Raw genomic sequence first — 26995 nt, forward strand, 5'->3', positions numbered from 1 at the left:
AGGGCGCAAGCCGCCTTTTCTGCATTTGATGTGAAAAAACTTCTCCGCCCCGAGATCGGCACCGAATCCCGCTTCCGTCACCGCATACTCTCCCAGTTTCACCGCCATTTGAGTAGCCAGCAAACTGTTGCAGCCGTGGGCGATATTGGCAAATGGGCCCCCATGAATCAGAGCAGGCGTATTTTCCAGTGTCTGTACCAGATTGGGTTTGATGGCATCTTTCAACAAAAGGGTCATGGCGCCTTCCGCTTCCAGATCCCCCGCATATACAGGCCGGTTGTCATAGGTGTAGGCAACCAGCATCCTCCCCAGGGACTCTTTCAAATCTTGCAAATCCCGGGCCAGACACAGAATGGCCATCACCTCTGAGGCGACAGTGATGTCAAATCCGTCCTCCCGCGGAACCCCATTGGTTTGGCCGCCAAGGCCGATTACCACCTGCCGGAGTGTTCGGTCGTTGATATCCAGCACCCGTTTCCAGACGATCCGCCGCGGATCAATCCCCAAAGCGTTTCCCTGCTGGATGTGATTGTCAAGCAATGCGGCCAACAAATTATGGGCAGAAGTGATGGCGTGAAAATCCCCCGTAAAGTGCAGGTTAATATCTTCCATCGGCACCACCTGCGAATAACCGCCGCCGGTAGCCCCGCCTTTCATGCCAAATACCGGACCCAGTGATGGCTCACGCAGGGCAGTGACAGTTTTTTTCCCGATCCGGTTCAAAGCTTGTCCCAGCCCTACGCTGACTGTGGTCTTGCCTTCCCCTGCAGCCGTGGGATTAATAGCGGTTACCAGTATCAACTTCCCGTCCGGTTTGGCCGCAAGCCGTCTTAAAACTGCCAAATCCACCTTCGCCTTGTATTTCCCGTACGCTTCCCACTCTTCCTCCGCCAGGCCCAATGAGGAAGCAATTTCGGAAATCCGCTTCATTCTTGCCGAGCGCGCAATTTCAATATCTGTCGGAACCATTAGATCGTTTGTCATATGTCTCTCCCCGAAGTTTTCTCCAATTTGTCACATCTTTGATTATACGTCAAAGGCATGGGAAATTTCCCCTGGCCTGCCAATTTTCAAATCTTTGTCGATTTCCCGCCTTCCGGCTGTTCCAACGGCAAAATCACATCTACAACCGTGCCCTTGCCCACTTCGCTGTGAATTTTGATTGTCCCCCCGTGATCTTCGATAATCCGGTAACTGACCATTAAGCCCAGGCCAGTGCCTTTCTCCTTGGTTGTGAAAAAGGGGTCTCCCAAGTTTGGAATAAGACCCTCCGGAATTCCGCAACCGGTATCTGTTACACGGACCATGACATTTTGCGGGGCAACCCGATGTACAGCGACGGTGACACTGCCGTCATGAGGGATAGACTCAATTGCATTTTTGATAAGGTTAATAAAAACCTGTTTCAATTGATTTTCGTCACATTTGACCAGCAGAACTCCCGGGTCGAACTCTGTCACGATTTGAACGTTTTGCATATTTGCCTGGACATTGAGCAATCTGATTACGATATGCAGCAGTTTCGAAATATCTTTGGGCAGGAAGTTCAATGCCTGGGGTTTGGCAAGCGTCAGCAGTTCACTCACTATAAGATTGATCCTGTCCAATTCAGACAGCATGATCTTGAAATACTCATTGTTCCCTTCCGACCCGGTTTCCTTCAGAAGTTGAACAAACCCCCGCAAGGAAGTGAGGGGATTCCGAATCTCGTGGGCAACCCCGGCTGCCAACTGTCCGATGACATTCAGTTTGTCCGATTTGCGGAACAGTTCCTCCGCCTGTTTCCTGTCCGTTATGTCAATCAGGGTACCGATAATGGCCGACTCCCCATTCAGGCAGATAATGGTGCCATGAACTTCCACATCGATGATTTTGTTATCCCTTGTGATCCCCCTGAAGGAATACCGCTGGCTTTTCACTTCCCCGGCAAGACGTTTCTGCAGACTGGTCGTTACCAGGTTCAGGTCTTCCGGGTGAACCAGATTCCAGATGCTTGTTCCAATCAATTCTTCCTGACTGGTTCCAAAGATCTGGGCAAAGCGGGGATTTACATAATTTAGTATTCCTTTTTTTTCCACTATGTAGACCCCGATCAGGGCGTGCTCGACCAGACTGCGGTACTTGAGTTCACTGTCACGCAGCGCTTTCGATCTCATGCCGGAGAGTTCTTGTTCCTGCTTCAACTTTTCTTCGATGTTCCGGTAAATTTGCAATGTATATATGAAAAGAAGCAGGGGGACAGGAAGGCTTAGCAAGCCGACCCAGTCGTTAATCATCCTCACCTGGTTTACGGTTGGCTGATCAAAAAACTTAAGAATCAAGGCGCTCCACGAAATGACCAGCAAGTAACTTACCAGAAGATAAATCCGGTGCCGCAACCGCCATGTAATTACGTCGAATTCGCTAAAGGCGTATCGGCAGACTATCAGTGCACCCAGCATGAGGTGAATAAACATGGCTCTCAATACAATATTTTCTGCGTCAGGTTTTCGGGCCCACGGCCATCCGAAAGCCAGCTGCTCCCTGCCTGTCTCCAAAAGCGTAAGGATCAAAACAATCAAGAAAAGCGATACTGCCATTCCCCATACAATCTTTGAAATGACAGGTTTGGAATGCAGCGGTTTATGACCATACATGAAGATCTCACATGCTTTCCCATTTTGTCGGTTTCAAATGTATATCTAAGTTAATTATTAAGTATTGGAGAATTTTCTTGTCAATGTTAAATGTTAGAAAAAGAGCAAAAAACCCTGCAACCCATAGGGCCGCAGGGCATTCTTATAAGGAAGCGGCTGCCGCTTTCTTGACCTCCACACAACGGGCCGGCTTTGGAAAAACCTTGTCCGGATTGCAGAGATTCTCCGGATTGAACACCCGCATAATCGCTATTTGCGCATCCAATTCCTCTCGGGTAAATATCTTTGTCATGTCCTGCTGTTTCTCAATTCCAATCCCGTGTTCACCGGTGATGCTCCCGCCTGCATCCGCACAGGCCTGCAGCACCTCCGATCCCACTTTGACCGCAAGTTCCGTTTCTCCCGGCTTGCTGGAATCAAACAGAATCAACGGATGCAGGTTGCCGTCCCCTGCATGGAATACATTGGCAATCCGCAATCCTGATTCCCGGCTGATCTCCGCAATCCGCCGCAATACCTCAGGCAACCGGCTGCGCGGGATCACCCCGTCCTGCACAAGATAGTCGGGAGACAGATTTCCCATGGCGCCAAAGGCGGTTTTCCGGTTGGACCACCAGAGGGTCCGTTCCTGTTCGTTTTGCGCCACCCGGACTTCCCGGACGTTATGCTTCTTGCAGATCTCCACAATCTGTTCCGACATTTCTTCCATTCCGGCTGTGAGGCCGTCAAGTTCAATGATCAATACGGCTTCCAGATCTTTCGGGTACCCGACCGGATAGGTACCGGCCTCCACCCCTTCTATTGCCGTTTTGTCCATCATCTCAAGAGCACCGGGTATGAATCCTTCCGCAATAATGGCAGATACGGTTTCACTGGCATCATCCACCGAGTCATACAGGGCGAGGACCGTTTTGACACCTTGCGGCTTTTTAAGGATTCGCACAATGATTTTCGTGACAATTCCCATGGTCCCTTCCGATCCAACGACAAGACCTGTCAGATCATATCCCGGCATGTCCGGCACCATGCCTCCCAAAGTAACGATTTCCCCGTCAGGGAGAACCATTTCCACACCGAGGACGTGGTTGCTGGTTACCCCGTATTTCAAGCAGTGGGGGCCTCCGGCATTCTCCCCCACATTGCCGCCGATCGTACAGGACATCCCGCTTGAGGGGTCGGGAGCGTAGTAGTACCCTTCATGGGCAATGGCTTTGGTCAGCCGAAGATTCACGTAACCGGGCTCGACCACCGCCGTCCGGTTCTCAAAATCAACAGAGATGAGACGCTTCATCTTGACAAGACTGATCAAGACTTCACCGCCGATGGGGATGGCCCCTCCCGATAAACCGGTACCGGCACCACGGGGAATAAAGGGGACCTTTTCCCTGTTCAGGAGTTTGACCACTGCTGCAACCTGTTCCGTATCAGCAGGAAATACGACTGCACGCGGACGGTGTTTGTAAATGGTGAGTCCATCGCATTCATAAGCAAGAAGGTCGTCCGGTTTGTACAGTACCGACTGTTGACCAACGATCTTTTGCAATTCCAGAATTAACCGGTCTTGGCTCATGCGCCTTCCCTCCCCCTTGCGGCTTCGACAGTTTGCTTTGCATTGGCGACCGATTCTGCCTCCGCCTGATAAGCCCTGTCAAGCAACGTAACTGTATGGGCCACTTCCATTTCGGCGTTGATCCTGTTTACGCCCACCTGAATTTGCATCATGCAGCCCGGATTCCCCATGGTAATGCAGTTGACTCCTTCCGGCACGTCCGCCATTTTTCGGTCCAGAAGCGGACTTGCAATTTCGGGATGTGTCAGGTTGTAGATCCCGGCAGAGCCGCAGCAGCGGTCAGATTCCCGCATCTCGATCAGTTCCACGCCCGGAATTGATTTCAAGATTTGGCGGGGTTGCATTCTGACATTTTGCGCATGCGCCAAATGGCATGCGTCATGGTAAGTGATTTTGACCTCCACCCTGCCCTTGGGCGGTTCATACCCCACCTCCACCAGGAACTCGGAAATGTCACGCACTTTGGCGGCAAATTGTTTGGCTTTCTCAAGATATGCCTGATCGGAGTGCAGCAGTTCGGGATACTCCTTGACAGCTGCACCGCAGCCGGCCGCATTCATGATAATGTAATCGACCCCTGCCGCAAGGAACGTGTCAATATTTTGCCGGGCCATCTGTTTGGCGGTGTCCCGCTCTCCGGCATGCACCTGCAGAGCGCCGCAGCACCCCTGTGCCTGGGGAACCACCACATCAAATCCGTTTCGGGCAAGCACTCGGGCGGTCGCCATGTTGATGTCCGCAAACATCACGTCCATCACGCAGCCGAGAACCAATCCTACCGTTCCCCGTTTTTGGCCGATGGCAGGTATCAGGGACGGGAGTGCCTCCCGGGACGATTTGGCAGGCAGGTTCGGCATTGCAGCTTCCATTTCCCTCAGATGACGGGGGAACAGATTCATTACACCCATTCCGCGCGCCAACTTTTGCAGACCGGATTTTTGATAGAAACGGGTCAATTTCCCTATTGTTCGCAAGCGATTGGGATAGGGGAAGATCTTTTTCAGGAAGGTGTCACTTACAAAACCTTTCAAACCTGTCAGCGGCTCAGACTGGCGAATCTGACCGCGGGCTTCTTCGATCAGAGCCCCTACCTGCACACCGGATGGGCAAGCGGTTTCACAAGCCCGGCAATCAAGGCACCGGAAGACTGGATCGATGAACGATTCGTTGATCTCCAGCTTTCCTTCCGCCACCGATTTGATCAAATACACACGGCCCCTTGGCGACTGGGCCTCATTGCCCGTTTCCTGGTAGGTGGGACAAGCGTCCAGACACAATCCGCAATGGACGCAAACATTGAATTTGTCAGGATCCGGCGGATCGGTCCACTTGTAGTTGGAGTTGGGATATTCCAGCATAGATGCCAGCTGTCCTTGGTCGCTCATAATCAGATCCCTCCTGCATACCGTCCCGGACTTAGAATGCCTGCCGGATCAACAGTCTGTTTTATGCCTTTCATCAATGACAACCCACTGCGTACGACACCCCAGACTCCCAGATCCTGTTTCACGGTTCCTTCGCCATGTTCCACCACAAGGTACCCGCCGTGAGATTCGGCCAAATGACGAAACCGGGCTGCCGTCTCCTTCAATGCGTCAGAATCGGGTGATGACAGTCTGACCCGGAGGGTTCCAATCCCCAGGCTGACTGCATACTCCATCTGAATTTTCCGGGATGAAGACTCCTTCTCATAAATTTCTAACACCTTTGTCATGTGAGGGATCAGAAATCCCGCTCTCAGCACCAGAGAGTTGGCGGCAGTCTCTTTCCACTTGCTGCGGTAATCGTTCCAGAATGCTTCCGTGTCTTCATTGACAACCGAAGACAGTCGGATATTGCTTTCCGTTTCGCTGACCATTTGCCCAATGCGTTCTGCTTGATATTTGGCTGCACTTTTCACATCATCAGACCCGATTGCCAGTCGGTACGTCCCTTGACCGTCTTCCATCCTGCCCATCAGCTCCAGACTGCTGGGAACACATTCGGACCCCAGTATGCGGGAGGCAAGGCGGATCAGAGGTGCGAAAGCCTCACATTCCGCCAGCACCAGCTCACGATACTTCGGATATGGACGAAGCTTCAGAGTGATTTCCGTTATGAAGGCCAAAGTCCCGTGGGATCCGACAAACAGCTTGTTCATGTCGTATCCGGCCACATTTTTTACAACTTTGCCACCGGTACGAATCACTTGTCCGTTGGGGTAGACCACCCGGAGGCCAATTACGTTGTCCCTCCAAGACCCATACAATACCCGTTCCGGTCCGCTGGCTGCAGTTGCCACCAATCCTCCAATGGTCGACTCCCCTTGGGTGGGAGGAGTAATGGGGACAAACTGTCCATGTTGTCTCAAGTGGGCCTGCACCTCGGAAAAAAGGGTGCCCGCTTTAACGGTCATGGTCAGATCTCCGACCGAATGCTCAACAATGCCGGTCAGACGTCTGGATGACAAAAGAATGTCAGCTGACTTCGGAGCCTCTCCAATATGGAGCTGTTGCCCATACCCTGCAGGTATGACGGAGAGTTGTTGTTCTGTTGCGTATTGAAGCACTGCAGAAACTTCTTCTTCGCTGCCCGGTTCCACCAGCAGCAATTCATGGTTCGGAACAGCAAGCTTTGCCTTTAAGTCTTCAGGACATTCTTTTACATACGGAGCATTGACCAAATTTTGCAGATCACTGCGTATCTTTGACAGATCCTTGCCGATCGCCTTCACCGCAAGTCCTCCCTTCGCTGTGCTCGAAACCGCTTTCATGCTTCCGGTTCCAATCTGTGTGATAGTCATCAGATCACCAGGTGATTGGTTAAAAATATTATAAATAATATATAATTTTATGACTAGGCTTTTTTTTCAATTTCGGATGTGTTCTATAACACCTGCTTCAGATCAAAAAAAACCGACAAAGGCAGCATCCTTATAGGGAAGCTGACACCTGCAAAGACAAGAAAAAATAGGACTGAATTTCAGGCTTATTTTGTCGATTCAAAGATACTCCCAGAAATAGGACTGTTTTTCAGTCCTATATGCCATTTCTTAGATGTACACCTCGAAACTCACCCGAATAAGACTGAAAATCAGCTCTATTCTTGAAGTGACAATCAAAAAATCAGAAATAAGGCTGACAATCAGTCTAATTTTCCATAGCAGATGCATTATGTAAACTAAAATCCGGTCATGGAGAAGTCCTACCGACCTTTGTGAACCGTTTTTGAAAAATGAAGTAGCAATTGTAGTAAGTGCAACAATTGATTTCGAGTTTACCCAGTGATATCAAGGGGTTGTCTGCCGAATTAGGCTGCGAAAGTTGAATCTTTTATTTTGCAACCGGGTCGGAACTTGCACGATTCCTAATGAAACTGGCCATTCCCCGAGCGGGGAAGTGAAAAAAACAGGCTTGCCCCATAGGAACAAGCCCGATTGTGATTTCTTATGCGATTAGATCTACAATTCCTATTACCAGAATGACAACCCCCAGCCAGAACGAAATGCGGCTGAAAACCCGCGCCAGTTTGTTGATTTGAATCCGCTCGTCTTTCATGTCCAGGAAACCGCTGCCAACCAGGAATATGGCAATGGCGATGCTCCACCAGGCCCCCTGCAGTTTGCCCGTAAATGCCAGGGCCAACACGATTATGACATAAATAAACAGTCCGGTTCTTGCCATTTGCGTTGAACTCATGATTGGTACCTGACCTTTCCTTGCCGTTTGTCTAAATCACTCAACTTTCGCAACCTAATTTGGCAAACAAGCCCATGAAACTCGAAGTCAATTGCTGCACTTGTATTGTTTTCCTTACCCTCCGGCTGCGGGTTGGGATCTGTACAAGGATAGTTCCTGTACAAATCAGCCCCGGTTAATCTTGCCTGTATTTCTCGGTTCCTTCCATATACAGATCGTTGCCAAAACTGTCGTTGATTACTACGGCCGGGAAATTTTCCACTGTAAGCTTGCGGATTGCTTCCGGTCCGAGATCCTCATATGCAACAATTTCTTGAGTCTTAATCGCTTTGGCCAGTAATGCGCCTGATCCGCCCACACTGGCAAAATAAATCGCCTGATTCTTAACAATCGATTCTTTTACTTCTTGATTGCGATATCCCTTTCCAATCATACCTTTTAATCCTAGATCAAGCAGTTTCGGCGCATACTTATCCATTCGGCCGCTCGTGGTAGGTCCTGCTGATCCAATCACTTGACCCGGTTTGGCCGGAGTCGGGCCGACATAATAGATGACCTGCCCTTGTACATCAAATGGCAACGTTTCCCCTTTGTCCAGTAGTTCGATCATTCTCTTATGAGCGGCGTCCCTTGCCGCATATACGATTCCGCTGATTAGCACACGGTCACCTGCACGGAGACTCTGTATCACATCATCGGTCAAGGGTGTGCTTATATGTTTTGCTGACATGACAATCCCTCCCTATAACACAACTTCCTTGTGCCGACTTGCGTGACAATTGATGTTCACCGCAACCGGAAGGGAGGCAATATGACAGGGATAGATCTCAATCTTCACATCAAGAGCAGTGGTTCGTCCGCCCATTCCTTGCGGACCAATCCCCAACTTATTGCTTAATTCCATTAATTCCACTTCCAACGCGGCGATCTCCGGACGCGAACTTCGTTCACCTATCGGCCGGAACAGGGATTTCTTCGCCAGATAAGCGGCCTTTTCGAATGTGCCGCCAATCCCCACTCCTACAATGATCGGCGGACAAGCGTTGGGGCCGGCCTGCTTTACTGTTTCAAGAATGAAATCCTTGACTCCTTGCAGACCATCGGAGGGCTTTAACATTTTTAAAGCGCTCATGTTTTCGCTTCCACCGCCTTTAGCAGTCATATGGATCGTCAATTTGTCACCCGGAACCATTTCCACATGAACAACTGCGGGGGTATTGTCACCCGTATTAACACGCTCTAAAGGATGCCCTACGATCGAATTGCGCAAATAACCTTCTCCATATCCCTTCCGCACACCATCGTTAATCGCATCATAGAGGCTGCCTCCTGTGATATGGCAGTCTTGCCCCAGTTCGACTATAAAAACGGCATATCCGGTGTCTTGGCACATGGGAACCCGCTCTGTTGCGGCAATCTCAGCATTTTCAATCAACTGTAACAACACGTCTTTACCGGTTTCCGAAACTTCGGTCTGCAATGCATTCTTGAACGCGTTTACAACGTCCTCTCCGAGATCATAGTTGGCTCTTTGACACATGTCGGCCACTTTTTCGACGATCTCTTGATAATGTACCTCTCTCATACCTTCCCGCCTCCTTCACTGACAATAAAAGTTCCCATCGCCGTAGCCACAAGCTGATCCTGTTCATTTAGTATTTTGCATTCAGATACTATCGTCCGTTTCCCCCAATGGAGGATCGCCGGTAAACAACGCAGCATACGGCCGGTTCCCGATTTTACGAAAGGGAACGAAAGGTTAACTCTTCTCCATGGACGATCAAGTTTCCACGCCATTCGTCTCTTTCTCCGGGAAAATCGATTACTTGGTGTGCTCCCCGGCTTTCCTGCCTTACGTAGGCGGAACGGGCAACAATCGATGCGGTTTGTACCATATTTAAGAGTGGAAGGTGATGTCGCACCTTTTGAGCAATCTTCGATAAGACGGTGTATGCCTGCTCTAAGCCTTGCAATGACCGTTCAATTCCGACTTGATTCCACATGATCTCCTGCACATGCTTACGGACGGCAAGCATCAATGCTTTTGTTTCCGGATTCAAAAGAGATCGTGGGGATTCTGACGGAACAAACTCTCGAACCACCTCTCTGACCATTCCCTCTTCCAGGGTGGTTGCTTCCGTTACGGCTGCAAAGCCGGCACGAGTACCAAAAACTAACGCTTCGGTCAGCGCACCGCCTCCCAATCGATTGGCACCATGTACACCGCCTGTACATTCTCCGCAAGCGTATAAGCCCGGTAAACCGGTTCTTCCCGACGCATCAATCGAGATTCCCCCGATCGAATAATGTTCGACAGGTTGTACCACCAGTTCACCTTGGTATTCCTTTGCCAGCAGAGCATGCAACCGGGGACTTGTTTCCTTCAAATCTTGATCGCTTACCTGTGAAATATCCAGCAGTACGCGACCTTGTTTAAACATCTCATAACAGACTATATCGCGTGTCTCCAGTTCCTTGCGAGGGTATCCCTCCAGAAATCGGGTGCCCTGTTCATTGCGCATGACAGCCCCTTTTGCAAACAACTTCGTGTACAAGTCAATGTTAATGGGGGATATCAAGCGATACGGATAAAACTGAATAAACTCCATATCCTGAAGTTCAGCCCCATGCCGCCATGCCATGCCAATCGCTTCGCCGGTAATGTCGATCGGGTTATCTGAATGTGCGTAGATGCGTCCGATGCCTCCTGCAGCCAAAATCGTATTCCCGGCGATAAAAAGCATCCATTCATCGCTTGAGATCCCGATCGCTCCCAAAATTCGACCTTTAGCAACGGCACTCCCTTCTCCTGATATCCCATCCGGATTCATCCGTCCACGATCTGAGAGAAGATCAACGATCCAAGTTTTCTCATAAAAAATGACTCCGATCTTTTCCGCATATTCCCTCAGTTTGCGAGTAATCGAAACCCCCAAACCGCTTTTGTGATAGCAGCGCCTTGGAAATGAATGACCCGGAGTCACCAACTCCCGCTCAAAATGCAGTTGCACACCGAATTCTTGCTGCAGTTCCTGCACCCTTTCCGTACAGTCGGTTGCAAGAGCAAGAGCCAATTCCGGCTTGTTTACCTGTTTTCCGCCCTTAACTATATCCTGATAGAAAATCTCTGCCGAATCGCCGGGCGCCAAAATAGCCGAATGCACAGTGTCCGAGATCGCCGAGGAACCTCCGGTACCAATCTGTCCTTTACTGACCATTACCACTTTAGCGCCCTGTCGGCGCGCTTCAATGGAAGCCCGCAGGGCCGCCTGTCCACCGCCAATCACCAAAACATCCGCAACGATAACGGCGGGTTTCATTGGGAAAGCCACCTTTTCAGCGCATGTCTATTGGCATCCTTGTTCAGTTCTGCCAACGCTTGAGTCAGTGGAATTTCCTTGGGACATACCTGTACGCAATTTTGGGAATTCCCGCAGTTGACGATTCCCTCCTCGCCAATTACCACATCCATCCGTTCCCGCTTTATCATGGCACCGGTTGGATGGGAATTGAAGTAATGAATCTGAGCCATCGCTTGCGGACCCAGGTAGGGCGATCTGTCATTCACATTCGGGCAAGCTTCCAGACAACATCCGCACGTCATACAAGTGGCAAATTGATAAGCAAACTGCTGGTCGTCCTGAGAGATTCTCGGTCCGGGTCCGAGCGAATAGGTGCCATCCAGAGGAACCCATCCCTTGATCGTTTTCAATCCTTCAAACATCCGACTGCGGTTTACCGCCAAGTCTTTCACCACAGGGAATGTGCTCATCGGCTCTAACGTAATCGGCTGTTTGAGCTTATCAATCAGAGCGGAACAGGCTTGCCTTACCCGGCCGTTGATCACCATACTGCAAGCGCCGCATACCTCTTCCAGGCAGTTATATTCCCAAACGACCGATCTGGTTTTTTGTCCTTCACTATTCACGGGATTTTTCTGAATTTCCATAAGTGCAGAGATCACATTCATGTTGGGGCGGGCCGGAATCTTGAACTCCTCCCAGTACGCTTCTCCATCCGGTCTGTCTTGTCTTTTCACTTTCAGATGAATCGTTTTCACTCTTTTTTCACCTCCAACGGCCGTGAACGGCCTGGTTTCATGCTTCCTTCACGATATCATAACGTCGGGGACGCGGCTTAATATAGCTGACATCTACATCTTCATAGCTGAATTTTGGACCTTCCGGCGTATAGGACGCAAGTGTCGTTTTCAACCAATTCTCGTCATCCCGTTCCGGATATTCCGGCTTATAATGGGCTCCACGGCTTTCATTTCGCTGCAGTGCCCCCAGTGTGATCACACGGGCAAGCTGCAGCATGTTCCACAATTGACGGACAAAGGTAACCGTCTTGTTGTTCCAGCCGGTAGTGTCGTCCACCCCGATTTTATCCCAGCGTTCCATCAATTCCTGCAATTTTTCATCCGTCTTTTGAAGCCGGTCATTGTACCGGACAACCGTTACATTCTCTACCATCCAGTCGCTCATCTCGATATGAAGTTGGTATGGATTTTCATATCCATCCATTCGATAAATATGGTTGAGATACTCCTCCTGCCGCTTTCTTTCGGATTCAAACAGGCGGACTGACAGATCGGCAGACGACTTTTTCAAGCCGTGCACATACTCGATCGCTTTCGCTCCAGCCACCATCCCTCCGAAAATGGCCGACACCAAAGAATTGGCTCCCAGCCGGTTTGCCCCGTGGTATTGGAATTCACATTCCCCACAGGCAAACAGTCCGGGAATATTGGTCATCTGATTATAATCCACCCAGAGTCCGCCCATCGAATAATGCATGGCCGGGAAGATCTTCATCGGGACTTTGCGGGGGTCTTCACCCACAAACTTTTCATAAATGCTCAGAATTCCGCCTACCTTCTGCTCAAGAACATGCTTCGGCAGGTGGGACAAGTCGAGGTAGACCATGTTTTCCCCGTTGATTCCCAGCTTCAAATCCACGCATACATGGAATATCTCACGGGTGGCAATATCGCGAGGCACCAGGTTCCCGTAAGCCGGATACTTCTCTTCAAGGAAATACCAAGGTTTTCCGTCTTTGTATACCCATACACGGCCACCTTCTCCCCGGGCCGATTCGGACATCAGCCGCAGCTTGTCATCACCGGGGATGGCAGTCGGGTGGATCTGAATGAACTCTCCGTTTGCGTAATGCACCCCTTGTTGGTAAGCAATGCTGTGGGCGCTTCCAGTATTGATCACCGAATTTGTGCTCTTGCGGAAAATCATTCCAATACCGCCGGTAGCCATAATTACTGCGTCTGCCGGAAATTCCATAATCTCCATCGTGTTAAGATTCTGGGCGATAATTCCCCTGCAGACCCCTTCCTCATCCAGAACAATCGACAGCATTTCCCAATATTCAAACTTCTCGACTCGTCCTGCTGCCTCGAAACGACGAACCTGCTCATCCAACGCGTATAATATTTGCTGGCCTGTAGTTGCCCCGGCGAAAGCGGTTCGGGAATACTTGGCACCGCCCAATCTGCGGAAATCGATCAATCCTTCCGGAGTTCTGTTAAATTGAACCCCCATCCGATCCAACAGATAAATAATATCCGGAGCCGCTTCGCACATCGCCTTCACAGGGGGCTGATGCGCCAAAAAGTCCCCGCCGTAGATGGTATCATCAAAGTGCTCCCAGGTGGAATCTCCTTCCCCTTTGGTGTTGACGGCACCATTGATCCCGCCTTGCGCACAGACCGAGTGAGAACGACGCACCGGAACAACGGAGAACAGCTTCACTTTTCCTCCGGCCTCCGAGATTTTGATCACGCTCATCAGTCCTGCCAGTCCGCCTCCGACCACAATGATGTTTTCGTTCATTTTCGGCCCCCCTTTTAGACAAATGATATGAGCGTTCCGACGCCAACGAAGGATAACATGGCAAACAAAACATATCGAAGAGCGGAGGAGATGCGCTGACCGCGAGCGCCGGGCGTAATTCCCCAAGTAATAAGCGCAGTCCACACTCCGTTCGAAAAATGAAATGTCGTCGATATAATTCCCAATACGTAAAAAGCAAAGATTGCGGGATTTTGCAATTGGGTCTGTACTGTATCAAAGTTGATAGGAGTACCGAAAATCAAGTTTGCAAATCGGAACTCCCATAAATGATAGAGAATAAATACTAGAGTGACTAATCCGCTGATTCGCTGCATGACAAACAGCCAATTTCGTGTGTACGAATAACGAAACGCATTGTTTTTTGAGATAAATCCGATATAGACCCCGAATCCCGCATGATAAAGCAGTGGAAGCGCGATGAATAACACCTCGATCACCGGCACAAAAGGGATGGTCTGCAGCATTCCGACCTGTTTGTCATACGCTTCACGCCCGAGCATGGCGGTTGCATTCGAGTACAAATGCTCGAACAGGAAAAGTCCCAGCGGTAGGATTCCCGCTAATGAATGCATACGTCCGAGCAAAAACATGCGGCTGGACGGTCTACTCATGTGGACCTGCTCCTTTCTTTCCAAAAATCGGCCGCGTCAGACACCGATTCCAGATGTAGAACCGTATCAACGAAGCGGTTTTTCTCAGAATCGGATAAGTGAGCGGCCAGTTCCCGAAACTTTTGGACAAGATCGTCCGCAGTCACCGGATTTTCCGGATCTCCTTTTGGATAATCCGTGGTCAAGCGGTGCACTTCTCCTTGCTGAGTCTCGACAGCTACTGCAGAACCCCATTTTTCCGGATACGCAGAGTCAACCTCCGGATCGACCGTTAGTTTGACCCGTTCCATCAGTGCGCGAATTGCCGGATCCCATAAAGTCTCTTCAGTAAAGTCTGCCAATCCTGCTTTTCCTTTGACAAATGCAAGCGAAGCGCAAAACTGCAGGCTAAACTTTGATGCATAAACGGTTTGCGGATTCGGGTTGTTCGTGATATCGTAAACCGCCTTATATCCTCCGACCCGAATTTCCCGAATCTCTTCCGGACGAATCGCATGTTCCTTCTTCAATTTCAAAGCAAGATCGATGGCCGGATGCGTATGACGGCAAGATGCATGAATCTTAAACGAATTTTCTGTGATTTTAAATTGTTGGCCAAGTTTGTCCGAAATCCTCTCTTCATCAAAAGTTTCCGCCATCGCTTTAAAAAAGCCACGGTCACCCTCAAGAATTTTGGACGGACCGGTAAACCCCTTTTGTGCGAGAAGAGAAGCCAGCAGTCCGTTCATGGCCGCTTTGCCGGTATGCAGTTGTTTCGTCATCGCTCCGTCAACAATGAACTCCCACAATCCGGCCGCCTGAGTTCCCGCATTGCCAAGGGCATGAACAATCTGCTGTTCATTCAAATCCAGCAGCTTGGCCGTTGCTGCCGTTGCTCCAAAAGTGCCGCACGTGGCGGTATTGTGCCAAAAGTAATAATGGGACGGACTCACAGCCTCACCTATGCGAAAACACACATCATATCCGATAGCAACCGCTGCAATCAAGTCCTTGCCGCTTTTATTCATCCATTCCGCTACAGCCAGAGCAGCCGGAACGACCACTGTGGCGGCATGAATGATGGACGACTTGTGGATATCGTCTAATTCTACCACATGTGATGCTGCGCCATTGACAAGCGCCGCGTGGGTTAAGGATGTTTTTCCGCCGGTCACAAGCGACGCCTGTTCCGCTCCGCCCATTTCTCTAGCCAACTCGTCAATGATTCGGACAGGCTCTTTGGACGAACCCGCAACAGCGGATCCCAGCCAATCAAGAATGCAAAGCTTGGTAAACCCGACAACATCCTCTGGCAAATCTTCATAGGAGGTGTTTACGATAAAACGGGCAAGTTTCTCACTCAGAGACATTTACTTCACCGCCTTTTCTGACAGAACGGATCGCAGTACATCGATCATGTCGTCGTAACGATCAACCACGATGGCGCCTGCTTCCCTCAGTTTCCGCGCCTTAACGGACGGCCGTCCAACATCTCCGGCAATCATCGCTCCGGCATGGCCGAACACGGTTCCTTCCGGCATGTTTTCTGTAAATCGCCCCGCAATATAAGAGATCAACGGTTTCGTAAAACCGCCCTCCCTGAGAAAATCGGCCGCCTGCTCCTCGAACATCGTGCCCGGTTCGGAGAAAGTGACAACCGCGTGCGTATTGGGATCCTGCTCAAATAACTCCAGCAGATCCCGGATCGAACTGCCAATCAGCCCGTCTCCGCCAATGCCGACACTCGTGCTTACACCAAATCCGGCACGCTTTACCATCCAAGAGGTTTCAGCCGTCATACCGCCGCTGCGGGAGATAACGCCGACATGTCCGGGAACAAAGCAGCGTTCCGGGTTATCTCCGCCAATCGAACCGAGTTTGATTCGATCCCCCGGGTTAATCATTCCCACCGTATTGGGTCCGATGATCCGTACTCCGTTTTGACGAGCTGCATGCAGCATTTTGAGGATGTCCAATTGCGGAATGTTTTCGGTAGTTACTACTACCACCTGGATCCCGTTGTCAACCGCTTCCAAAACAGCGTCCAGAGCGAACGCAGGCGGAACCACGATCAGACTGGTATTGACCTGATGTTCTTCCACCGCTTCTCGCACGGTGTTGTAGACCGGAACCCCGTGGACATCCTGCCCCTTTTTACCGGGAGTCACTCCGGCCAATACCCGGGTGCCGTAATCAAGCGTGTGCTTTGTAATCATGGTGGCCTCGCGCCCTGTAATTCCTTGAATCACAATTCGAGAGTCCTTATTGATCAATATCGCCATGTGCCCGCCCCCATTCAGTTGGTGGTGTACAGATCCGGATATGCCGCCCGCATCTTGTTCATCATAATCAATGCTGCTTCGCAGATTGTCACATCTTCGCCGTAGTACTCCACGCCTGCATCCATGAAAATATCTCTTCCCACCGCGTCGTTAACACCGGCTTCCCGGACCACTACCGGAAACGACCGGGGATCAATCGCCAATTCCTTTAATGCACGAACAATCCCGTTGGCCATAACATCAATTTGTGTATTGTTAGTAATGTTATGAGCGACGAATAGCCCCTTAACTCCGGGCTTCGAGAGAATTCCTTTCGTCAGCCCGTATACTTTTTCCTCCGGCGGATTGCCGCCCGTCTCCGTGTAATTGGCCGGCCGGCCCCCTAGATCCAACAGTGCGTCGAAGCTTAACAAGCTGCCGCCGCCTCCCCCGCACATGAATCCAATATCCCCGCCATCCATTTCCGTATAACGGGCAGTTCCCCGATAGTCTGCATCATTAACGGCAATCATCCGTTTTTCCAAATCGGTCAGAGGCCGCCAGACCCGTTCGCTTCCAACTTCCACCATACCTTCAAGCTCTTTCTGCCGGTACATCGCCGCATCATCGACTGCCATCACCGACGCGGCTGCCACAACATCTCCCTGTTTCGTCAGTACAAGCGGATTAATCTCAAGCAAATAACAATCATTTTTTAGAAAAGCGGCATACAGCTTGGAAAGCACATCACTTGCCAAAAGCAGATGCTTGCCGTTCAAACCCAGTCTGCTCCAGATCTCTTTCGCTTTGAAGCCGGAAAGTCCCATTAACGGATCGATATGTTGGATTACAATCCTGTCGGGATGTTCCCGCACGAGGTCTTCCACTTCGACTCCGCCTTCGGTGGTTGCAAGAATGACCGGCATCTGTCTGTTTTTATCAATCGTAATTGAAACGTACCATTCTTCACTGATATCCACTTTTTCTTCAACTAGAACTTTATCAACCGGAAAATGGCGGACAGTCATAGCCAACAACGATTCTGTCTGCAGTTTCGCCTCTTCCGGCGTATTGGCAAACTTGATCGCTCCCGCTTTCCCCCGTTTGCCAACCGGTACCAGCGCCTTGAGCACCACCGATTTCCCGTAACGGCGGACAATATCCTCTGCTTGCTCCGCTGTTTCTGCGATCCAGTTTTCAGGTGTCCGCACTCCGGCTTGCCGGATCAATTGTTTGCTGTGATGTTCCAAAATCCTCCCCACTTGGACTCCTCCTTTTTCTTACAGATCATTCCTACTCAATCTGGTTTTCAAATGGATATTGGATATTGGATCCAATTATCATTATAAAATATATATTCTCAACGCCCGTGAAAAATCCTTCCTATTTTCCCAAAGCTTTCGCCTGATCTACAATTTTTTTGGCGCGGGCAGCTACCGGGTAATCCACCAGTTTTCCGTTCACTTGAATGGCCGCCACCCCGGAAGATAATGCCTCATCAAACGCGGCAGTAATCACTTTCGCTTCCTCTATCTCCTCAGCTGTCGGTGCAAACACCTGATTGACAACTTCGATTTGATCGGGATGAACGACAAGTTTGCCTTGGAAACCGAGCTGTTTTGCCAAACGAGTGTCCCGCAACAACCCTTCTCGATCTTTAATATCAACAAAAACCGTGTCAATCGGCGGTTCAATGCCTGCAGCGCGGGAAGCGATGACCAACTGCGATCGGGCAAACAATAGTTCCGTTCCTTCTTTCGTTAATTGGGCATTGATATCCAACGTGAAATCCACTGCACCAAAAGCGAGCCGTTTAATTCTTTCACTTGCTCCCGCAATCTCAAATGCGTTGTACAAACCCGCCGCCGATTCAATCAAGGGGACAATCTCAATGCTTCCTATGTTGGTATTTCTTTTTTCCTCCATTTGTGAAAGCAGATGGTCAACAAACAGAATCTGCTCCCGTTTGGCTGCTTTCGGCAGTACGATACCCGTTAATCCATGGCCTGCAAGCTCGTTTACATCATCAAAGAAATAAGCTGTAGAAGGGTCATTGATTCTGACAAAATGAATCTTTTCACTGTTATTGCCAATTGCCTGTCTTACCATTTCACGCGCTTTGTCCTTTTCACTCAGGGCAACTGCATCTTCCAAATCATAAATAATGACGTCCGCTTGCAAATCTTTTGCTTTCTCCAATCTGCGCTCATTATTTCCGGGCACGAAGATCCAAGAACGAAAAAGAGACATTCTGGCTTCCTCCTTGAATTCTATTTCATATCATTCAAGTACTCTTTAAATGCTTCGCCTGTTCGCAAAATATGTTTCCGAATAACACTTTGCAGACGTTCGGCATCTCCTTTCTCGATCAACTCCAGCATTTCCTTGTGTTCTGTCAAGGAACGCTCCATTTGACCGGGTAAAATACCAGGGGTGTGCGGGGGAAATCCGTGCCAAAGCATTTCCAGGATCATATGGGCCCGCCGCCAGCCGCATCCCTTGCGCATGATCCGATGAAACTCCGCATTTTTCAGTACAAACTGTTCAACATCTTCACTCAAAGCAGCCTGCTCCATGTCATCGGCTAACTGTCGTAATGTTCGTTTATCTTCCTGTGTTAAATTCGGAAGCGAACGCTCCACTGCTATCGCCTCCAACACGGCACGCAAATAATAGATTTCTTCAATATCATTACTGGTAACGGGCGTGACGATAGCTCCCTTATGGGGTTCGAGCGTAACCAAACCCTCTTTTTCCAACTGACGGAGCGCTTCCCTGATAGGCATACGGCTGACTCCCATCGCTTCAGCCAGTTCTTCCTGAACTAGACGTTCCCCGGGTTCAAACTCCCCCTTCAGGATTGCCTCCCGCAGTCGGGAAACCACCCGTTCATGTAAAGTTGAACGGTCATCCAATCGCAAGTGTTGTCGGTTCATGGGTGTTTCCTCCTGACAAATCCAGTGCTCTGATGCATCTGTCTTTGAAAACAACTACCATTCATTTTCCATGAGTAACTGAATCGCAGTCAATACCAACTCACTGATTGTTTGGCGTAGGATCCATTCGATAACTTTTTAAAGGGCTTTCAAACGGCGGCAAACTTCGTTTGCAACCTCCCGGGTCGAAGCATTTCCTCCAATATCAGGAGTTTTGATTCCGTCAGCAGTCACTTCCTCAAGGACCTCAAGCATTTTCTTTCCCAATTCGTCTTCGCCAAAGTGATCAAGCATCATTTTGGCTGTCCAAATTTGCCCGATCGGGTTTGCGATTCCCTTTCCGTAAATATCAGGAGCCGACCCGTGAACCGGTTCAAACATGGACGGATATTTTCCGTTCAGGTTGATATTGGCAGCCGGGGCAATCCCGATGCTTCCCATAATGGCGCCACCCAGATCGGTTAAAATATCCCCGAACAAGTTGCTTGCCACTATGACGTCAAAAATCTGGGGACGAGTTACGAAGAAAGCAGCAAGCGCATCGATATGGAAGGCAGCCGATTCAATTTCCCGATAATCTTTTTTCACATCATTAAACACCTCATCCCAGAACGGCATCGAATGGAAGATCCCATTGGATTTGGTTGCGCTTGTTACATGGCCTCTTCTCTTTTTTGCCAATTCGAAAGCGTATCGCATCGCTCTTTCGACGCCTTTTCGCGTAAATATTGCGTTTTGCACCGCAATTTCATCTTCGCCGCGATGAATCCGACCGCCAATTTCACTGTATTCCCCTTCGCTGTTTTCCCGAACTACAATGAGGTCGAAATCATTCGGATTCACCAGCGGAGATCTGATTCCTTTCATACACTTTGCGGGACGAATGTTGATTACCTGTTCAAATTCACGGCGGATTTTGATCAAAAGTCCCCATAAAGAAACGTGATCGGGGACCAGTTGCGGATTGCCGATTGCCCCCAAAAAGATCCCATCAAATCCCTGCAGGATTTCCAGTCCGTTGTCCGGCATCATTTTGCCGTGCTCCAAATAGTAATCGCAGTTCCACGGAAATTCGGTCCAATCAAATTGGATTCCCCCGTGAACGTCCGCGACAGTTTGCAGCACATCCAAAGCTGCCGGAACAACCTCTTTGCCAATCCCGTCACCCGGGATCACAGCGATTTCAAATTTTTTCAAGTCGATTCCTCCCTATTCTCCGTGTGTTCGTAATACACGTCTCCCAAGATTACATGTACCCAAGCCATGGCCACCATGTAAATGCCATCAAATATGTGACAGCCGTTGAAATCACGGTTAACCAAAGACCGGGTTTTATGAAATCGCGTTGAGTGATCCACCCCGTTCCATGAATCATAACAGCCGGGATAGTCTCCACCACCAACAAGAAGCCAAACAGGCAGGTCATACCGGTGACAACCCCCAACAAGAGAGCCGGAGCGTGCTCAACTTGCGACGAGAGGGCCATCACGATCGGAACAGTGGCGATCACTGCGGTAGAAACATTGGATGTTACCTTGTGAATGAACTGGGTGAGAATCACTACCGTCAATACGGCCAGAGAAGGCTTTGAAAAAAGATAAAGCGTAAAATCATTCTCCAGCCACATGGACAAGTGCGTAATCGCCCCGCTCTCGTAAAGTGCACGTCCTAACGAAAGAGTTACTCCCAACATTATCAACGGACCAAACTTAATATCTAGAATCTTGTCCCAATCGGCAATCTTGATTCCGGGCCACGCCATTAATACAGCACCTATCAGTGCGGGAACTACCGGGGGCCAACCATGAATCCCTTCCATTGTCCACATAACGAAGACTGCAACAAGAATCAACAACAATCTCTTTTCCTGCGGGGTAACCGGGCCAAGTTCGGCAATCATTCCCCTCATTTTCTCCTTCAATCCCTTAGGGGCCTCTTCCTTTACCGGGAAACACCGGTAAACCACAAACCAGGAGACAGGTATCATAATCAGCCATATGGGAAGGGTTAAAACCAGCCATTCGAAATAAGTAATATGCTGTTTTAAATAGTAATGGATAAGATCTACGGTAACCACGTTGCCGATGGCAGCCGGCAGAATAGCAATTCCGCTAACATTGCATGCTGCCACAGCCCCCATCATCAGTTTCTTTCCCTGTATGTCCTCCTTTTGCAACCCCAAAATCGCCAATACGGAAAAGATTATGGGCAGGAGCATTGCGGTTCTGACCGCGGCCGCAGGTATAAAAATAGCCAGCACTTGTGGAATCAGGATGATGCCGGCCAGGATGCCGCCCTTTTTTTCCCCGAACCAGTATAACAACTGATAAGCCAAGCGCTTTCCGATAGAGGTTTGCTCAACTCCGCTTGCAATCATCATACCGGCAATAATAAGGAAAATGGCAGGTGAAGCAAATCCTGACAAAACAAGATCAATTGACACAGCTCCCGATATCGGAAGTAAGATCAATACCAGAAAGGCTGTCATTGAAAAAGGAATAGGTTCAAGCACCCAAAGCACGATAGCCGTTGCGGTAATTGCCAGAGTCACCCTTGGCTCGTAGCCTACGCTTTCTGGCAATTGAGTATAAACTATGAGATATGCCAAAACAGATAGTAGAAAATAGAACGGTCTTTTAAGCAGAATCCACAAGTGCTCTTTTTTGGATGTAACTGATACCTCGTCCATATCAGGTTGCGGAATACCAACAGTTGCCATATCCTTCCCCTCGGTCCTGAATAAATCTAGGAGTTACAGTTAGTTGAAGCAAGCTATTTTGCCTTTCAATGGATATCGAAGTTAAATTGGTGCTCTTTATCCTCCAAGCTAAGATCGCACAATTTCTCCAAAAATTTGACAATCTCTGTATGATCAGGACTTTGTTCTCCTGTACTACATGCAGCTTCATAAATTTGCTCAATTACAGCGGCCAAAAAAACTGGCACCTTTGTATCACTGGCCAGAGCAGTCACCATTTTGACATCTTTCAGCAGCAGATCAAGTGAAAAACCGGAATTAAATCTGCGCGGCAGTATAAAGGTTGGAAACTTGTAATGGGTCGAAAAGCTCTGTCCGGAACTCTTATTAATTGTCTCCAAAGCAACGGTCAAATCAATTCCAAGTTTTTTAGCCAATATCATAGCTTCCGTCGTGGCATAGAGTGAAGCAGCGGACAGATAGTTGTTGATCGCTTTAAGAGCATGGCCAGCACCTGTTTCCCCGACCAGATTGATTGTCTTGCCCATGCATTGAAGAATAGGGAGCACTTTCATAAAATCTTCCTTTCTTCCGCCAACCATGATCGTTAATGTAGCTTCTTTGGCACCTTTCACTCCCCCGGATACCGGTGCGTCAATTAAGGTCAATCCTTTATCTTTACACTCTTGGGCCAAACGCTTGGTTGACAGAACGTATGAACTGCTCATGTCGATAATGATTCCGCCCGGTTTCATCGAACTTAACAAACCACCTGTTCCAGTCACGACTGATTGAACTATTTTTGAATTGGGTAACATTGTAATTACAATCTCATTTTTCCCGCCAAGGTCCTGAAGAGTAGGGGCAACAAGTGCCCCTTTTTCTTCGAGAGGTCGGATTGCATCTTGATTCGTGTCAAAAACAGTCAAATGGTTGCCAGATTCCAATAAATGTTGCGCCATCCACCTTCCCATCTGCCCTATTCCGATAAATCCGATATTGAGCAACGTACCTCCCCCTTTCACTTATTTCGCCACTTTTTATTCCGCAAACAAGAAAGGACATGGATTTCCATATCCTTCCTTGTTGACCAAGAATGATTTATTTCGCTAATCCTTTTTGTTTTAAGATCTCGGTCATTCTTGCTGTCTCGTCTTTTACGTGTTTGGTAAAATCAGCAGAATTCTTAAAGCCAGGTTCACCATTCAAGGTTTTGATTTTTTCCAGGAATACCGGGTCTTTCATCATTTTTTCAATCGAGCTTTCCCACTTCTTTACTATATAATCCGGAGTACCAGCCTGTAAGGAAAGTCCGTACCATAACGCTACAGTAATGCCTTTAACACCTTGTTCTTCCATGGTGGGAACATCAGGGAAGTAAGGGCTTCTCTTCGGTGATGCGATACCCAATATTTTCAACTTGCCAGCCTTTACAAGATTGGATACCTCACTCACCCCTTGTGCGGCGAGTATTATATGTCCACCGGCAACCTTAGGAAGGGCGTCGCCGGAACCATTGGTCGCGACAAGTTTGGCTTTTGAAAAATCAGCCCCGATGCTATCCATCCACTGTATCACTCCAAAAGTACCGATAGCAGTAGTACCATTGCTTGCAAATGTAAGCTGATCCGTATTTTTCTTCACCCATTCATTAAACTCCTTCAGATCTTTCCAGGGAGCATCAGCCTTCACAACATATGCCAGCGGGTCATCTACAAGTTTGGCTACATATACGAGATCTTCCATTTTATACGGTAAATTTGTGTTGCCTGCGTATAATGCAGATACTGCGGAAACGCTTTGAACCAAAACGGAATATCCGTCTTTTGAACCTTGTTTTACAACCGCTTGAGTACCGGTAGCACCGCCCGCTCCTGTTTTATTCACAACGACGATCGGTTGCCCCCATTCTTTACTTAAATATTCGGCCATTGCTCGGGCGGTAAGGTCAGTTCCGCCACCGGCCGCAAACGGTACGGTCACTTCAATTTGCTTTGTCGGCCATTTCGGCTCTTCTTTCTGAGCAGTCGGTTTTGCAGTGCCGGAGCAACCCGTAATCACAGTACCCGACAATACAAGGCCTGCCAACAAACCCATCAATGCTTTTCTCTTCATCGTTATTTCCCCCTTGATTCAATATCTGTAGAACGCGGATCTTTTTATCCGGCGATGTCTACTTCTGCACCAATTGCTTCTTTCACTCGCAATTTCGTACGTCTGATTAATACCAAAGAGACAAACAGAAGGATTGCGGAAAGTATCAGAATGGACAATGAAATCGGCCGTTCAAGAAAAATTGAAAATTTGCCTCCGGAGATCGACAACGATTGAACAAATGATTGCTCCAGCATCGGGCCCAGGATAAAGCACAGGATCAGTGGAATGACCGGCCACCTGTATTTATGGAAGAGGTAACCGAGCACACCGAACACTAACGATACAAATACGTCGAACATGCTGTTGCGAACCGTATAAGCTCCGATAAAGCTGAGAGTAAGAATAATTGGAGCGATTACGCCGTAAGGGATTTGCGTTAATCTTGCCCACAAACCTACCAATGGCAAATTCAAAATCAGAAGCATAAAGTTTCCAACAAACATACTGGCGATAACAGTCCAGACAAAGCTTCCACTCTGTTCAAACAGAACCGGCCCCGGTTGAAGACCGTAAATCATCAAACCTGCGAGCAGAATCGCCAAAGGCGGTGAGCCCGGGATACCCAGGGCAAACAATGGAATAAAACCGGCAGAACTGGTGGCATTGTTGGCCGCTTCAGGTGCCGCAACCCCTTCAATGGCTCCTTTGCCAAATCTCTCAGGAGTTTTAGACATCTTCTTTTCCAAATCATAGGACAGAAACGTCGAAACCGCTGTGGAACATCCCGGTAACAGGCCCAACAGGAAACCCACGAAACCGCCCCGGAATATCGCTTTGGAACTTTTGCGCAAGTCCGACAGGCTTGGATAAACGCTTCCAATGCTGTCTACTGCAACCGCCGCATGCTTTTCTTCAAACCCCTTTAATACTTCGGTGATAGCAAACAGACCTATGATGATACTAATCATGTCAAAGCCGGGAGATAACGCGTCAATGCCATAGTTAAAACGCAGTTGTCCACCGGCAGGCCCCATTCCGACCATTGCCAGAAAGTATCCGAACATCCCCATCATCAAACCCTTAATAATGGAGTTGCCCGCTAAGTTAACAATTACGGTAAGGGCCAATATCATCAGGGCAAAGTATTCGGGAGGACCGAACTTTAACGCCTGGTCGGCCAGGATTGGAGCAAAGAACACCAATCCGATTACCCCCAAAGTACCCGCTGAGAAGGATGCGATAGCCGAGATACCAAGGGCCGGTCCCCCCCTCCCTTGCTTGGCTAACGGATAGCCATCCAAGCAGGTCGGGACAGACGAAACCTCCCCGGGAATGTTAAGCAAGATCGCGGTGGTGGATCCTCCGTACATGGCACCGTAGTAAATGCCCGCCAACATAATGATCCCTTGTATAGGCCCCAGTACAGTTGTTAACGGGAGCAATATGGCAATGGCGGAAGTAGGTCCAAGACCCGGCAGCATACCGACCAATGTTCCTACCAGTGCACCGATTAAGGCCATCATCACATTAAGTGGCGTCAATGCTTCTGTAAAACCTGAAAAAAGCATGCCTACTGCTTCCATCTACTGGACACCCCCTTGTCTAAATGCCAAACATGCCGTTTGGCAACGGTACTCCAAGCCAGAGAATAAATAAGAAATATAGACCGGCAGTCAATACAACCCCATAAACCATTGATTTGAGGACGCTGTATGAGCCCATCACTTTAAACAAACCCATCGCAACCAGCAAGGTGCTGATTTCATATCCCAGAAATTGAGTCAGAACCCAATATGCGAACAGCAATCCGAATGTTAGGAGTAAGCCCTTCATTAATTTGCGGTCGGGAAACTCTACCTTGAATTTTTCGCCTTTAACAACGAAAATTACCAATAGGCCCAGCAGAATCATGACCACGCCTACAATTCCCGGCATTGTATAGTCACCTACCAACGGACCCATTCGCTTAGGATACAACCGTATGGACTCCGATATTGCGATGACCCCGAAAATAATGCTTATAATTCCGCCGATACGGTCAGACTGCATATTTTTCGGAAACATAAACTCCCCCCTTTGTCAGGAATATTACTGACAGCTCTTACATATCACTTAGGCATCTTCACTTTGAAAAATCTCCTGTGCGATTCGAAAACTGTCAACAGCGGCGGGAACCCCACAGTAGATTGCGGTCTGTAAAAGTATTTCTTTAATTTCATCTTTGGTGACTCCGTTTCTTAACGCTCCCCGTAAATGGAGTTTTAATTCATGTGGCCTGTTTAATGCAGTCAGCATTGCAATATTGATCATACTTCTGGCTTTCTTGGAAAGACCTGGTCTGGTCCAAACTTCGCCCCAACAATATTCCGTTACCAGATGTTGAAGGGAGATAGTGAAATCGTCCGCATTCCTGATCGAGTTATCTACATAATCCGCCCCCAGAACTGCGCGTCTTACTTCCAACCCCGCTTCAAAACGTTCATTGTTCATCTTCCTGTAGCTCCCATCTATCGAGATTGAATTTTTAAAAATTGAACCTTATAACCATGGAAAACTTGTATCTCAAAGGATCTACGAACCTGGAAAGACCTAAATCAGTTGCCGCGGTCAAACAAACGATCGGTAGATAACAATCACAATAATTTGATGAAATTAAAATTTCT

24 protein-coding genes are annotated in these 26995 nt (G+C 48.9%); all 24 read right to left on the reverse strand.

The annotated features are described in order from the left end of the window. A partial coding sequence (locus EFBL_RS21195; RefSeq protein ID WP_231705738.1) for a formate--tetrahydrofolate ligase occupies positions 1-984 on the reverse strand: 984 nt, incomplete at its 3' end. A gap of 86 nt (positions 985-1070) precedes the next feature. Then, positions 1071-2636: a PAS domain-containing sensor histidine kinase gene (locus EFBL_RS09025; RefSeq protein WP_096181811.1), complete on the reverse strand. Its 1566-nt coding sequence runs from the start codon at positions 2634-2636 to the stop codon at positions 1071-1073. A 142-nt stretch (positions 2637-2778) separates the two neighbouring features. Further along, a complete protein-coding gene (locus EFBL_RS09030; protein WP_096181812.1) occupies positions 2779-4206 on the reverse strand; it encodes an FAD-binding oxidoreductase in 1428 nt (475 codons plus the stop codon). Further along, complete coding sequence (locus tag EFBL_RS09035) at positions 4203-5591, reverse strand: (Fe-S)-binding protein (RefSeq protein ID WP_096181813.1); 1389 nt, start codon at positions 5589-5591, stop codon at positions 4203-4205. The genes EFBL_RS09030 and EFBL_RS09035 overlap by 4 nt, the downstream gene beginning before the upstream one ends. A gap of 2 nt (positions 5592-5593) precedes the next feature. Beyond that, the gene (locus EFBL_RS09040) at positions 5594-6988 is read right to left on the reverse strand and encodes an FAD-binding oxidoreductase (protein ID WP_096181814.1); all 1395 of its coding nucleotides are present in this window, start codon (positions 6986-6988) and stop codon (positions 5594-5596) included. A 643-nt stretch (positions 6989-7631) separates the two neighbouring features. Continuing rightward, the gene (locus EFBL_RS09045; protein ID WP_096181815.1) at positions 7632-7868 is read right to left on the reverse strand and encodes a hypothetical protein; all 237 of its coding nucleotides are present in this window, start codon (positions 7866-7868) and stop codon (positions 7632-7634) included. A gap of 190 nt (positions 7869-8058) precedes the next feature. Further along, positions 8059-8613 (reverse strand): Fe-S-containing hydro-lyase, encoded by a 555-nt coding sequence (locus EFBL_RS09050; protein WP_096181816.1) that lies wholly within the window; start codon positions 8611-8613, stop codon positions 8059-8061. Positions 8614-8625: 12 nt separating this feature from the next. Continuing rightward, on the reverse strand, positions 8626-9468 hold the full coding sequence (locus tag EFBL_RS09055) for a fumarate hydratase (protein ID WP_096181817.1): 843 nt from the start codon (positions 9466-9468) through the stop codon (positions 8626-8628). 154 nt (positions 9469-9622) lie between these two features. Continuing rightward, on the reverse strand, positions 9623-11203 hold the full coding sequence (locus EFBL_RS09060) for an FAD-dependent oxidoreductase (RefSeq protein ID WP_096181818.1): 1581 nt from the start codon (positions 11201-11203) through the stop codon (positions 9623-9625). Then, entirely contained in the window at positions 11200-11943 is a 744-nt protein-coding gene (sdhB, locus tag EFBL_RS09065) for a succinate dehydrogenase iron-sulfur subunit (RefSeq protein WP_096181819.1), read from the reverse strand. Before sdhB ends, EFBL_RS09060 begins: the two co-directional genes overlap by 4 nt. Positions 11944-11980: 37 nt before the next feature. Next, entirely contained in the window at positions 11981-13729 is a 1749-nt protein-coding gene (sdhA, locus tag EFBL_RS09070) for a succinate dehydrogenase flavoprotein subunit (protein WP_096181820.1), read from the reverse strand. A gap of 14 nt (positions 13730-13743) precedes the next feature. Continuing rightward, complete coding sequence (locus EFBL_RS09075) at positions 13744-14361, reverse strand: succinate dehydrogenase cytochrome b558 subunit (protein ID WP_096181821.1); 618 nt, start codon at positions 14359-14361, stop codon at positions 13744-13746. Further along, positions 14358-15710, reverse strand: a complete 1353-nt coding sequence (locus tag EFBL_RS09080; protein ID WP_096181822.1) for an MmgE/PrpD family protein — start codon at positions 15708-15710, stop codon at positions 14358-14360. The genes EFBL_RS09075 and EFBL_RS09080 overlap by 4 nt, the downstream gene beginning before the upstream one ends. Continuing rightward, positions 15711-16622, reverse strand: a complete 912-nt coding sequence (locus EFBL_RS09085) for a succinate--CoA ligase subunit alpha (protein WP_096181823.1) — start codon at positions 16620-16622, stop codon at positions 15711-15713. A gap of 14 nt (positions 16623-16636) precedes the next feature. Further along, positions 16637-17863, reverse strand: a complete 1227-nt coding sequence (locus tag EFBL_RS09090; RefSeq protein WP_096181824.1) for an ATP-grasp domain-containing protein — start codon at positions 17861-17863, stop codon at positions 16637-16639. A gap of 121 nt (positions 17864-17984) precedes the next feature. Further along, positions 17985-18851 (reverse strand): HpcH/HpaI aldolase/citrate lyase family protein, encoded by an 867-nt coding sequence (locus tag EFBL_RS09095; protein WP_096181825.1) that lies wholly within the window; start codon positions 18849-18851, stop codon positions 17985-17987. A gap of 20 nt (positions 18852-18871) precedes the next feature. Beyond that, entirely contained in the window at positions 18872-19537 is a 666-nt protein-coding gene (locus tag EFBL_RS09100) for a GntR family transcriptional regulator (protein ID WP_096181826.1), read from the reverse strand. Positions 19538-19675: 138 nt separating this feature from the next. After that, the gene (locus EFBL_RS09105; protein ID WP_096181827.1) at positions 19676-20734 is read right to left on the reverse strand and encodes a tartrate dehydrogenase; all 1059 of its coding nucleotides are present in this window, start codon (positions 20732-20734) and stop codon (positions 19676-19678) included. A 49-nt stretch (positions 20735-20783) separates the two neighbouring features. Continuing rightward, positions 20784-22256: an SLC13 family permease gene (locus EFBL_RS09110; RefSeq protein ID WP_096181828.1), complete on the reverse strand. Its 1473-nt coding sequence runs from the start codon at positions 22254-22256 to the stop codon at positions 20784-20786. A gap of 65 nt (positions 22257-22321) precedes the next feature. Further along, positions 22322-23242 (reverse strand): NAD(P)-dependent oxidoreductase, encoded by a 921-nt coding sequence (locus tag EFBL_RS09115; protein ID WP_096181829.1) that lies wholly within the window; start codon positions 23240-23242, stop codon positions 22322-22324. A gap of 94 nt (positions 23243-23336) precedes the next feature. Next, positions 23337-24350, reverse strand: coding sequence for a tripartite tricarboxylate transporter substrate binding protein (locus EFBL_RS09120; RefSeq protein WP_096181830.1), 1014 nt, complete (start codon positions 24348-24350; stop codon positions 23337-23339). A 44-nt stretch (positions 24351-24394) separates the two neighbouring features. Continuing rightward, entirely contained in the window at positions 24395-25915 is a 1521-nt protein-coding gene (locus EFBL_RS09125; RefSeq protein ID WP_096181831.1) for a tripartite tricarboxylate transporter permease, read from the reverse strand. Between the two features lie 19 nt (positions 25916-25934). Continuing rightward, the gene (locus tag EFBL_RS09130) at positions 25935-26396 is read right to left on the reverse strand and encodes a tripartite tricarboxylate transporter TctB family protein (protein ID WP_096181832.1); all 462 of its coding nucleotides are present in this window, start codon (positions 26394-26396) and stop codon (positions 25935-25937) included. 48 nt (positions 26397-26444) lie between these two features. Next, positions 26445-26822: a 4-carboxymuconolactone decarboxylase gene (gene pcaC / locus EFBL_RS09135; RefSeq protein WP_096181833.1), complete on the reverse strand. Its 378-nt coding sequence runs from the start codon at positions 26820-26822 to the stop codon at positions 26445-26447. Between the last annotated feature and the right edge of the window lie 173 nt (positions 26823-26995).

This window comes from Effusibacillus lacus (assembly GCF_002335525.1).
Classification (GTDB): Bacteria; Bacillota; Bacilli; order Tumebacillales; family Effusibacillaceae; genus Effusibacillus; species Effusibacillus lacus.